General features: G+C 67.8%; 11 protein-coding genes. 1 reads left to right on the top strand and 10 read right to left on the bottom strand.

Annotated elements, in window-relative coordinates:
- Positions 1 to 194: 194 nt before the first annotated feature.
- The 3 genes from AB0M65_RS26495 to AB0M65_RS26485 all read right to left on the bottom strand — a co-directional run bounded on the left by AB0M65_RS26495 (position 195) and on the right by AB0M65_RS26485 (position 3,641).
- Entirely contained in the window at positions 195 to 1,295 is a 1,101-nt protein-coding gene (locus AB0M65_RS26495; protein WP_364032850.1) for an NAD(P)/FAD-dependent oxidoreductase, read from the bottom strand.
- A gap of 66 nt (positions 1,296 to 1,361) precedes the next feature.
- Positions 1,362 to 2,309, bottom strand: a complete 948-nt coding sequence (locus AB0M65_RS26490; protein WP_364032847.1) for a ferritin-like domain-containing protein — start codon at positions 2,307 to 2,309, stop codon at positions 1,362 to 1,364.
- 87 nt (positions 2,310 to 2,396) lie between these two features.
- On the bottom strand, positions 2,397 to 3,641 hold the full coding sequence (locus tag AB0M65_RS26485) for an aminotransferase class I/II-fold pyridoxal phosphate-dependent enzyme (RefSeq protein ID WP_364032844.1): 1,245 nt from the start codon (positions 3,639 to 3,641) through the stop codon (positions 2,397 to 2,399).
- Positions 3,642 to 3,865: 224 nt separating this feature from the next.
- On the opposite strand from AB0M65_RS26485, the gene AB0M65_RS26480 reads away from it, so the two are divergent.
- Complete coding sequence (locus tag AB0M65_RS26480; RefSeq protein ID WP_364032841.1) at positions 3,866 to 4,336, top strand: hypothetical protein; 471 nt, start codon at positions 3,866 to 3,868, stop codon at positions 4,334 to 4,336.
- Here AB0M65_RS26480 and AB0M65_RS26475 read toward each other — a convergent pair whose 3' ends face one another.
- From AB0M65_RS26475 to AB0M65_RS26445, 7 genes are read right to left on the bottom strand one after another with little or no spacing between them, the layout of a single operon-like run.
- The gene (locus tag AB0M65_RS26475) at positions 4,337 to 4,831 is read right to left on the bottom strand and encodes a hypothetical protein (RefSeq protein ID WP_364032838.1); all 495 of its coding nucleotides are present in this window, start codon (positions 4,829 to 4,831) and stop codon (positions 4,337 to 4,339) included. It lies immediately after the preceding gene.
- Positions 4,828 to 5,316 (bottom strand): hypothetical protein, encoded by a 489-nt coding sequence (locus AB0M65_RS26470; protein WP_364032835.1) that lies wholly within the window; start codon positions 5,314 to 5,316, stop codon positions 4,828 to 4,830. Before AB0M65_RS26470 ends, AB0M65_RS26475 begins: the two co-directional genes overlap by 4 nt.
- Complete coding sequence (locus AB0M65_RS26465) at positions 5,316 to 6,551, bottom strand: MlaD family protein (RefSeq protein WP_364032832.1); 1,236 nt, start codon at positions 6,549 to 6,551, stop codon at positions 5,316 to 5,318. Before AB0M65_RS26465 ends, AB0M65_RS26470 begins: the two co-directional genes overlap by 1 nt.
- Positions 6,548 to 7,756, bottom strand: a complete 1,209-nt coding sequence (locus tag AB0M65_RS26460; RefSeq protein WP_364032829.1) for an MCE family protein — start codon at positions 7,754 to 7,756, stop codon at positions 6,548 to 6,550. Before AB0M65_RS26460 ends, AB0M65_RS26465 begins: the two co-directional genes overlap by 4 nt.
- Positions 7,753 to 8,943, bottom strand: coding sequence for an MCE family protein (locus tag AB0M65_RS26455; RefSeq protein ID WP_364032826.1), 1,191 nt, complete (start codon positions 8,941 to 8,943; stop codon positions 7,753 to 7,755). The genes AB0M65_RS26460 and AB0M65_RS26455 overlap by 4 nt, the downstream gene beginning before the upstream one ends.
- On the bottom strand, positions 8,940 to 9,971 hold the full coding sequence (locus AB0M65_RS26450; protein ID WP_364032823.1) for an MCE family protein: 1,032 nt from the start codon (positions 9,969 to 9,971) through the stop codon (positions 8,940 to 8,942). Before AB0M65_RS26450 ends, AB0M65_RS26455 begins: the two co-directional genes overlap by 4 nt.
- A complete protein-coding gene (locus tag AB0M65_RS26445) occupies positions 9,968 to 11,005 on the bottom strand; it encodes an MCE family protein (RefSeq protein ID WP_364032820.1) in 1,038 nt (345 codons plus the stop codon). Before AB0M65_RS26445 ends, AB0M65_RS26450 begins: the two co-directional genes overlap by 4 nt.
- Positions 11,006 to 11,223 lie beyond the last annotated feature (218 nt).

The following is an 11,223-nucleotide window of genomic DNA, read 5'->3' as shown; positions in this document are numbered from 1 at the left end:
TTCGCGATCACCGAACCCGGCGCGGGCTCGGACGCCAAGGCCATCCGGACGTCGGCCCGCAAGGAAGGGGGCCTTCATGTACTTCGGGAAGGTGTGAAGGTCGAGTTTCCTCGGCTGAGCCGAGGGAAGGGGGCCTTCACGCGCTTGGGCGAGGGGGTGCGGCGGTAGGTGGTGAGCGGCCGGTCAGGCGAGGCTCAACCGGCGGCGATCTTCGCGTCCCACTCGATGTGGTGCTGGTAGAGCCAGTTCCGGCCCTCGTCCGACGTCGTCCCCGACGATACCGCGGCGCTGCTCGCCACCAGCTTCTCCACCCGCGCCCGCCGGAGCCGCTCGTAAGCCGCGAAAGCCGTTGGCGCGTCAGGAAGATCCCGCAGGCACTGCGCCAGCACGACACTGTCCTCCAGCGCCATCGACGCCCCCTGTCCGGCGGCGGGCGAGGCCGCGTGCGCCGCGTCTCCGACGAGCACCATCGACGCGTTGAACCACACCGGCGTCGAAGGTACGTCGTAAGAGTGACCGCCGAAGACGTCGTCGCCTGTCGACTGGATGATTTCCGCCGCAGGCAATGGCTCCCCGTCGAAGGCGGCGAAGGCGGCCGAGCGCCACTCGGCCGCCGAGAGGCCACTCCGCACACCTTCGGCCGTGGGCAGCCGCGCGAACCAGTACGTCGAGCCGTCGGGCGCGCTCGTGTAGCCGAAGAAGGCGTGCAGGCTCTGGATCATCCGATAGAGCGACGGCGCCCGCGGGACGCTCGTGTCGGTCGTATAGCCGTAGACGACGTCCAGACCGGTGGAGCGCGGCGGCGGGCACGAGGGGTCGATGAGGTTCCGCACGACCGAACGCAGGCCGTCGGCGCCGATCAGGATGTCGCCCTCGACGGAGGTCCCGTCCTCGAACAACGCGATTCCCGGCGAGGCGGAGACCAGCCGCTTCCCGCGCTCGAAGGTGATCCCACGCGAGATCGCTTCCTCCTGCAGCGCGCGATACAGCGCCGCGCGGGTGAGAGTGCGCGGTCCGGCGAGGCCGTCCACGTCGAACGAACGCCGCTCGACGGTCCGGCCGTCCGGCGTCACCAGTTCCAGGCCCGCGGCGGCAAACGAGTTCTCGACGACGGGTGTCTCGGCATCGATGGCACGCAACGCGTCCATGCCGTTGTGCATGATCGTCAGGAACGAGCCCGCGTCCTCACCGCCGGACTGATGCGCCTCGTGGACGCTCGCTTCGATCCCGGCCCGCCGCAACGCCATCGCGGTCACCGTGCCCGAGATGCCGCCACCGATGATCACAGCCTTCACCGCGAACCCCCTCCTCGTGTCGCCGTCACCCGACCGTACCGGGAAACGGCGACACGACAGCGAGGATCACGCGCCGCCGCTGGCGACGATGTCGCCGTTCACTCCCTTGGGGAAGAACCCGCCCTCTTTCACCGAGCCCGGGTTCAGGTAGACCACGTTCAGCACCCGGTCGGCGCTGCGGCCGAAGCAGATGCCGTTGTTGTCGGCCGGCACGATGTTGGCCTGGTTGCCGAGCACGACGCCCTGGTCGTCGTCACCGGGACCGTCGAGTGCGTCGCGGGCGTTGGAGATCTTCGCCGCGGCGTCGCCGAGGTCCCGCTCGAACAGCGACGTCCGGATGGTGGCGGCGTGATAGGCCTCGGCGGCGAGGATCCCGGCTGCCGCGTCCAGGAACGTCTTGTTGGTGATCAGCGGGGCGGCACCCTTGTAGGCCGTCACGCCGACGTCCTCGAACAGGAACGCCGCGAGCAGGAAGTTCTTCTCGTGGGCGAACGGGTCGAACTGCTGGTATTCGCTGATCAGGCCGGCCGCCCGTGCCGCCGCGGTGAAGCTGTCCTTGAGGTCGATCTCCGGCCGCGACACCGCGGCCTCGCCCAGTGCGCCACGCAGGAATTTGACGTGTGCGACCTCGTCGCCCGCGATCTCCTTGGCGAACTGGTGCAGGGCCTTGTCGTGGAACATCACCTTCTTGCCGCCGACCACCCCGCCTTGGGTGCCGGCACCGCCGGTGATGTCGTCCGGCAGTCCGTGGCCGTAGACGGCGAAGGAGTAGAACTCGGCTTCGAGGTATTCCAGGTTGAGCGCGAAGTTGAGCACGGCCGCGTCACTGGGAGCGGCGGCTTCGGCGGCCGCTTCACCGGTGGCCGAAGCGGTCGAGGTGGCCTGTACCCCGAGGTAGGTCGCGCCGACGACACCGAGCCCCGCCGCGCCGGCGGCCTTCAAGAACCGGCGGCGATCCGTGCGGTTCTCGGCACTGCGCGAAATCAGGGTACGAACGAACGGCTTTCCGAACACGAGTGGTTCCTCTCGTCCTTGCGGTGTACACCCACCCACTCGGACGTTCGGAACCACCCGTGACCCGGATTGGAAAAGATCTCGAAATTATTTCTTCGTCGCCGCGGCAAGGCGAACGCAGACCGCGAGACCGCGGATCGCCTCTTCGACTTCGGACAGCTCAGGGTAGGTCGGCGCGATGCGGATGACGGCGTCGGAGGGGTCGTCGCCGTACGGATGCGTCGCACCGGCCGGGGTCAGTGCGATCCCCGCCTCCTTGGCCAGCCGCACGACCTCCTTGGCGGTCCCGGCGGGCACGGTCAGCGAGACGAAGTACCCGCCGATCGGCTTGGTCCAGGACGCGAGGCCCGAGTCCCCGAGTTCCTTGGTGAGGATCTCGTCGACGGCCGCGAACTTCGGGCCGATGAGCTCGGCGTGCTTGCGCATATGCTCCCGCACGCCGTCCTCGTCACGCAGGAACAACGCGTGCCGGAGCTGGTTGACCTTGTCCGGGCCGATGGTCCGCTTGCCGACAAGGCCGATCCACCAGGCGAGGTTGGCCTCCGACGCGCCGAAGAAGCCGACGCCGCCACCGGCGTAGGTCACCTTCGAGGTGGAGCCGAAGACGAACACGCGGTCGGCGTTGCCCGCCTCGGTGGCCAGCGCGAGCACGTCGGCCAGCGGCACCTCGACGTCGGTGAGGTGGTGCACGGCGTAGGCGTTGTCCCAGAAGATCCGGAAGTCCGGGGCGGCCGTGGTCATCGTGGCCAGCCGGCGCACGGTGTCGTCGCTGTAGGTGATGCCGGTCGGGTTGCTGTACTTCGGCACGCACCAGATGCCCTTGACCGCGGCGTCCTCGGCGACGAGACGCTCGACGACGTCCATGTCGGGGCCGGTCTCGGTCAGCGGCACCTGGACCAGCTCGATGCCGAAACGCTCGGCCAGCGCGAAGTGGCGGTCGTAGCCCGGGACCGGGCACAGGAAGACGACCCGCTCCTCGTCGGCCCAGCGGCGCTCGGCGCCAGGGAGCTTGCTGAGGAAGGCCTGCACGATGGCGTCGTGCATCAGCTCCAGGCTGGCGTTGCCCGCGGCCAGCAGCTGCTCGGCCGGGACCTGCAGCGGCCCGGCGAAGATGCGGCGGAGTTCGGGCAGGCCCTTCAGGCCTCCGTAGTTGCGGACGTCCGTGCCGTCCTCGGCCTTGCGCACGTCTCCGGGGAGGGCGAGCAGCCCGTCGGCGAGGTCGAGCTGCCGGGGGGACGGCTTGCCGCGGGTGATGTCCAGGGAGAGGCCACGGTCGACGAGGGCCGCGTAGTCGCGGCGGGCGCTCTCGACATCGACAGGTGCAGTGGTCATGCCTAACGCTAAACCCGGCGGCGGTCCGGCGTGAGACGAGGGTCGCCCTACGCACGCCGCGCACAAGATCCCATAACGGTTGCGGCGCGTTTTTCAGCATTCGTAACGAGGCCAAGTCCTCTAGTGACCCGGGCGCTTTTCTCGCATTCTCGGTAATACGAACGAAAAGGCGAGAAACGAGGGGTATGGCAATGAGAGCGAAGAACTGGGCAGCGGTGACGGTAATGGCCGCGGGAGCCTTGTCCGCCTGCGCGGTACCGAATCAGGGTACGGCGACACCCGCGGTCGTGGTCGCCGCTCCCCCGAGCACGATCGTGCTCCAGCCACCCGCGGCCGCGGCCGCGCCGCAGACGGTTTATGTCGCACCGCCGACAACGCGGACGATTTATCCCGCGCCCGCGGTTCCGGTGGCGCAGACGGTGATCGCCTACTACGACGCGATCAACCGGGGTGATTTCCTCACCGCGTGGAATCTCGGCGGCCAACGGCTGGCGAAAGGCGGCACTTTTGCCTCCTACGCCAAGGGATACGCGACGACTTCGTGGGCCGCCCTAACCGTGACGAGCGTGCGAGGGAACACGGTGTACGTCGATCTTTCCGCTCGGCAGACCGATGGTTCACTGCGTAGTTTCTCCGGCTCCTACACCGTTTCGGGTGGCGCCATCACGGCGGCGAAGATGAAACGGCTCTCGTGATCAGAGCGCGGTGAGTTGCGAGATCTTCCACCGGCCGTCGATCCGGACAGCGGTGACCGAAAGCTGGGACACCGAAGACCGCGGAGCGGCGCCGCCGGGGGTGAGCGTCTGCTGGTCGAGGAAAAGCAGCACTTCGGCCTGGTCCCCACGCAAGGAACGGACGCCGAGCGAACGCACGGTCGTCGTCCGCACCAGCTTCTGTTCTTCGGCCCGTTCGCGCGCCGAAGCGAATTGGTCCCGGTACTGCCCGGTCGCCTCGCCGACGAGGACGTCGGCCGCGGCCCGTTCGGTCCGCTCGAGGTTGCTGTAGTCGTAGGAGAACACGGCCTTCACCCCGGCGCCGACCTGGTCGGCGACCTCGGCGGTGGCCGCCTGGTCCACCAGTGCCGCGTTGCCGTCCGAACCCAGTGACGACGCCTCCAGACCGAACCACACCGCACAGCCGGCGGCCAGCACGATGATCGCGGTCAGGATCCGCGGTGCCCTGGCGGTCACGAGCCCGCCGCCTGCACCGCGCTGACCTTCCAGCCGTCCTCGACGCGCTGGTAGTCCACGGTCAGCCTGCTCACCTTGGGCGCGGCCGATCCACCGCCGGTGCTGACCTTCACGTCCAGCACCGCCATCAGCCGCGCCGTCCCGGCGACGGCGTCGAGTTCGGTGACCGCGGCCTGCTTCAGCTTCGCGGTCGCGACGGTCTTGCTCGTGTTCGCCCGGTCGATCTGGGTCTGCCGGTCGCCGGTGAGGTCCTTCCCGAGCCGTCCGGTGGTGACGCCGAGCCAGCGGTCGACGTCCTGAACGCCGGTGCGGTAGTCGATCGTGTTCAGCACCTCCAGCTGACCGGACGCGGCGGCGAGGACGGCTTCCCGTTCCCTGCCTCGCGCCAGGCCGTCGTCCCGCGCGGCGCTCCACCACGACCAGCCGAACCAGGCGGCCGCGAGGACCACCACGGCCGCGACGACGGTGAGCGCACGCGTGGGCACTACTTGCCACCCAGCAACGCGCCGAGCCCGCCCGGCGCGGACCCGCTGAGCAGGCTCAGCACCCCGGGCAGCTGCGCGGATTCCGCCGCCTGCGGGGTCTGTTTCGGCCGCTCCGGGACCGCGGGCGGTTTCCCCGCGTACGGGGCGTTCTGGGAGCCTCGCACACCGGTGGGGCTCCCCGGCGGCTCGGCGCAGTACGCCTGCAGGTTGACCGGCGCCTCGGTGAGGTCGTTGGCGGGGCGCTGTTTCGTGCCCTCGTAGCCCTTGGTGCACGAGACCGGGTCGAAGAAGTTGAACACGACGCCGAGGTGTCCCGTGCCGTCCGGCGACGTCGAGCGTGAGAAGGCCGAAATGATCGGGTACGCGACGAGCAGTTCCTCGATCGCGTCGGTCCGGGCCGAGGTGATCTGGGCGGTGGTGAGCGCGTTCGCGAACAGCACCCCGAGGTCGGTCCCGGAAACCGCGAGGACGTCGCTGATCTGACGGCTCAGTTTCGGTGCCTCGTCGATGACCCGCCGCAGATCCGGGTCGGACGTCTTCAGCTGCGCGGCGATCGTCTTGAGGCCGCTGGAGAACTTCGTGATGTTGTCCGCCTGCCGCTGCTGGGTGTCCAGGACGGTCCGCGAACTGGCCAGCAGGCCCTGGGTGTCGGGCAGGTACTGCGTCGCCGTCGCGGTCAGGGAGCCGGTGCTGTCGAGCAGTTGCCGCAGCTCCGGGCCCGCGTTCGCGAACGCCTCGTACGTCTCGTCGACGACGGTCTTCAGCGACTCAGGCTTCACACTCGACACCAGCTTGTCCAGATTGGACAGTACGGTGTCCGGTCCGAGCGGGATCGACGTCTTGTCACGGGTGATGACCGAACCGGCGGACAGGTACGGCCCGTTTTCGTGCATGGGCAGCAAATCGACGTACTGCTCCCCCACCGCCGACCGGTTCGCGACCGCGGCCTTCGTGTCGGCGGGAATCTTCGGCGCACCCGAATCGATGTCCAGGCCGAGGTCGACGCCGTGTTCGGTGAGCGTCATCGACGCGACCTTGCCGACCGCGACGCCGCGATAGGAGACCTCGGCGTTGACGAAGATGCCGCCGGAGTCCACGAGTTGCGCGGTCACGAGGTAGCCGCGGGTGCCGAAGAGCCTGTCCAGCCCGGCGTACTTGCCGCCCGCGTAGACGACCGAAACCACCGCGATGACGATGAAGGCCGCCATCTGGATCTTGGTTTTGCGGGTGATCACCGGCCACCTCCCAGCAGCGGCCCGAGCAGCCCGCCGAGCACCCCACCGAGGACGTCGCCGCCGCTCTGTCCCTGGGGTGCCTGTGGGAGATCACCGGTCGGCAGCGGCAGCACCGGCGGCGCGGCACCGTTGTTGAACGGGATCGCGCCGGGGGTGCCGGTGCCCTGGGTCCCCGGCAGCTGGATGATCGGCTGCGACGAGTTGTTCATATTCTCCAGGAACGTGTCCAGGTTCAGGTCGATCTTGGCTTCCACGTTGGCGTAGTCACCTTTGATCACGTTGCCCGCGTAGTCCGGGAACGGGTAGGTGAGCAGGATCCGCAACGCCGTCGGCAGATCCTGGCCGGCCTCGGACAGCTTCGCCAGCGTCGGCCGCAGTGCGCGGAGGTTCGCGACCAGGTCGTCACGGCTGGCCTTGATCGTGTCGGTCGCGACGCCGGACAGCGTGTTCAGTGCCTGTAACATGCCGACGAGCTGATCCCGTTGCTCGGTCACGACCTTGAGCCCCGGTGACAGGTTGTCGAGCGCGTTCGTCAGGTTTTGCGTCTGCCCGGCCAGGGTGGTGGACAGCCTGTCGAGACCGTCGATAGCCCGCAGGATCTCACCCTTGTGCCCGTCGAGCTCGGTGGCCAGTTTGTCCACATTGGACAGCAGGGCGCGGACTTCGGTCTCGTTCCCGGTCAGCGCGTCGTTCAGTTCGTGACTGATCTTCTGGATCTGCTCGACCCCGCCGCCGTTGAGCAGCAGGGAAAGCGCGCCGAGGACCTCTTCGACCTCGGGGTTGCGGTTCGTCCGGTCCAACGGGATCTTCGCGCCGTCGGCGAGGGCGCCTTCGGGTTTGGCGGGCGCGTGCAGGTCGACGAACTTCTCGCCGAGCAGGCTCGATTGACGCAGTTCCGCCCGTGCGTTCGCGGGCAGCGCGATGTCGCCGTTGACGACCATGTTCACCCACGCCGAACGCGTGTCCGGCGCGAGGTCGATCTTCTCGACCCGCCCGACCGGGACGTCGTTGACCTTCACACTCGCCTGCGGCACGAGGTCGAGCACGTCGGAGAACTGCGCCGAGAGCCGGTACGGGTGGTCACCGATATCCGCGCCACCCGGCAAGGGAGTGTTGTACAGCCCCGAAAAGCCGCCGTCACTACAGCCTGCCAGCACCAGGACGCCCGCCATCACACCCGCGATCTTCTGCCGTTGCCGCTTCACTTCGGGATCCCCTTGGTGAGGACATCGACCAGCGGGAGCGGCAGCGGCGGCAGTTCCCCGCTCTGCAGCGAAGCCAGCACCTGCGGGACCGACGGGAGCTTCAGCGTACCGTCGAGGACGGGTGCGAGCTGCTTGCAGATGTTGCCCAGCGCGTCCGGGATCGGTTTCGGTGTGCTCGCGCTGATCAGCCGGCAGACGGTCAGGATCGGCGGATGCGTCAGTTCGTTGAGGTTGTCCCGCACGGCGATCGTGCCGGACGCCGCGTCGTAGGAGTTGATGAAGTTGGTCGCCCCGGTCGGCGCGATGTCGATCACCTCGGCGAGAGAGGCCCGCTGGTCCACGAGGACCTTGGTGAGCCCGGCCAGTTTGTCCACATTGGACGAGAGCAGGTCCTTGTTCTCCGCCACGAATTTCTCGACGTCACCCATCGCCGTCGCGAGCGAATTCAGCGCTCCGCCGACGTCGGCGGAATCCGCGGCCAGGAACCCGCTGACGTCCGCGGCCCGGCGGTAGAACTCGTTGAGCTGCTTGTCGCTGTCGGCCAGCGCGGTGGTGAACGAGTTCAGGTTCCGCACCGTGGTGAACAGGTCGTCCTTGGAGCCGTCCAGCGTCTTGGCCAGCTCGGACAGCCGCGTCACCGTGGTGTTGAGGTTCTTCCCGTTCCCGTCGAGGTTCGCGGCCGCCGTGTCGAGTACGCCGGACAGCGCGCCGTTTTTGTTGGCGCCGTTGGGTCCCAGACTCGTCGAGAGCTTGTCGAGGCTCGTGTAGAGGTCGTCGAGTTCGGCCGGGGTCGCGGTCTTCTCCTTGGCGATCACCGCGTCCGTGGCCATTTCGGGGCCGCTCTCGTAAGCCGGGGTCAGCTGCACGTACCGGTCGCTGACCAGGCTCGGCGAGACGACAACCGCACCCGCGTCTGCCGGGATCGGGGTGTCGCCGTCAATCCGCATGTCGACCCGGACGGCCTCGCCCTGCGGCGTCACGCCGGTGATCTCACCGACCTTGACCCCGAGTACCCGCACCGAAGATCCGGCGTAAAGCCCGACGGTCTTCCCGAAGTACGCGCTGATCCGTGTCCCGCCCGCGTCCCTGAACACCAGCCACAGCCCGGCGGCCAGGATCAGCGCGAGGACGCAGGCGAACGCGACCCAGGTGTAGACCGTGCGGCCCGTACGTGTGTGGATGGTCATCGTCCCCCCACTCCCTGGTTCGGCGCGGCGATCGGCGGGGTGCACCCTTCCGGGTTGACCTGGAAGGCGCCCGCGATGATCGTCGGCGGCAGCAGTCCGCACAGATAGCCCTCGAACCAGCGGCCGTTACCGGTCGCGTTGGCGCCGACGCGGGCGAACGGCGCCATCAGCTGGAGGCTGCGGCTGAGGTTGTCCTGGTTGCGCTGCAGTACATCGGTGACCTTGCCGAGTTTTTCGAGCGTGGGTTTCAACGTCTGCCGGTTGTCGGCGACGAGTCCGGACAGCTGGACCGAAACCTGTTGCGTGCCCTTGAGCAACGTGCTGATCGCGTCCTTCCGGTTCTGCAGTTCGGCGAGCAGCAGGTTGCCGTCGTCGAGGATCCGCTTCAGCTGGGCGTTGCGATCGGACAGCGTCTTGGACACCTTGCTCGTAGTGGACAGCAACGTCTTCAGCTCGCCGTCACGCGAGGAAACCGTCTTGGACAAGGAAGAAAGGCCGCTCAGCGTGTCCTTCAGGTACTGCGGGCTGTCTTTGAGCGCGTCGGAGAGCACGGTGAAACTCGTCGCCAGCTGCGCGGTGTCGATCTCGCCGACCGTTCCGGACAGCTGCTGGAAAGCGTCCTGCAGTTCGAACGGCGTCCGCGTGCGGTCCAGCCCGATGGTGGCGTTCGGGTCCTGACTCGCCTTGCCTTTCGGTGTCAGCGCGAGGAACTTCTCACCCAGCAGCGTCTTGATCTCGATCGACGCGGCCGTGGCGTCCCCGACCCGGACGTCGGCGACCCGGAACCTCACCAGCACCTTCTTGCCTGCGAGCTCGACCGAGGAGACCTGCCCGACCTTGACCCCGGCGACCTGGACCTCGTTGTCCGGCGCCAGCCCTGCCGACTCGCCGAAGTACGCCGAATACGTCGTGCCGCTGCCGAAAAGCGGGATCTTGTCGGAGAAGTACGTCGTCATCACGGTCAGCACGAGCAGAATGAGCGTCACCCCGCCGACCGCGGCCTGGTTGCGTTCCTTGAGCGGCTTCACGGCCCGCACCTCTCCGGTCGCTGGGTGCCGGGCAGCGGCGTGATCGGCAATTCGATGTTGAGTGATTTGATGCCGATGCTGCCGGAGATCCCGCACAGGTAATAGTTGAACCAGCTGCCGTAACTCAGCGTCCGGGTGAACTTCCGCAGGTTGCCCGGCAGCACCTGCAGGAGCTGATCGATCAGCTGCTCCGAATCGCCGAGGTTCTTCGACAGCGCGCCGAGCTGGACGACGTCGTCCTTGAGCGCCGGCCGCGCGTCGGCGAGCAGGCCGGTGGTGGCGACGGTGAGGTCGCCCAGCGCCTTGACCGCGTCCCCGATCGGCTGCCGCTGTTCGGCGAGCCCGGTGACCAGCCGCTGGGTCTGATCGATCAGCTCACCCAGCTGCGGCGACCGTTTCTCGACCGTGCCGAGCACGGTGTTGAGGTTCGTGATGACGTCACCGATGATCTTGTCCTTGCCCGCGATGGCCGACGTGACCGACGCGGTATGCGCGAGGAGACTGGTGATCGTGCCGCCCTCGCCCTGGAACACCTGGATGATCTCGTAGGAGAGCTTGTTGACGTCTTCGGGGTTCAGCGCGCGGAAGAGCGGTTTGAAGCCGTTGAAGAGCACGGTCAGGTTCAGTGCCGGTTTGGTGCGTTCGGGCGGGATGATCCCGCCGCGCGGCAACGGCTTCTCGTCACCGATGTCCGTGCCGAGCGAGAGATAACGTTGCCCGACCAGGTTGCGGTACTTGATGGTCGCGGTCACCGACGCCGTCAACCGGTACGTGGTCTGGACGTCGAAGTGGACCTGGGCGAAGTTCCGTTCGCCCTCCTCGACCTCGATCCTGTCGACCTGCCCGACCTTCACGCCGACGATGCGGACGTCGTCACCTTCCTTCAGCCCGGACGCGTCGGTGAACTTGGCGACGTAGCCCGAGGTCTCGCCGAAGTTGGTGTTCGCGATGGTGGCGCCGAGGACCGCGGTGAGCAGCACCGTGACGACGGCGAAGATGAGGATCTTGATCAGATCCGGGATGTAGGACCTCACCGCGTCCCCCTCCCTGCGAGCCCGACGACGGGACGAGCGTGTCGCGAAGTGCACTCCAGCGCGGCCCGGCAGGATGGCGTGCGTGCCCCCTCGGTCCAGGTGGTCGTGAGTGGTGATTCGGGTTCTCTTGAGGGGTAAGGCAAACTTGGCGTGGTGCCTGGGCTCGCTGTGACCGGCTTGTTCGCGGGGTCGGCGGCCAGCGCGAAGGCGTGACTCGC

This window comes from Amycolatopsis sp. NPDC051071 (genome assembly GCF_040682875.1).
In the GTDB taxonomy this organism is placed as follows: Bacteria; Actinomycetota; Actinomycetes; order Mycobacteriales; family Pseudonocardiaceae; genus Amycolatopsis.
The sequence above is the reverse complement of the archived record's forward strand: the minus strand, read 5'-3'. Positions and strand labels throughout refer to the sequence as shown.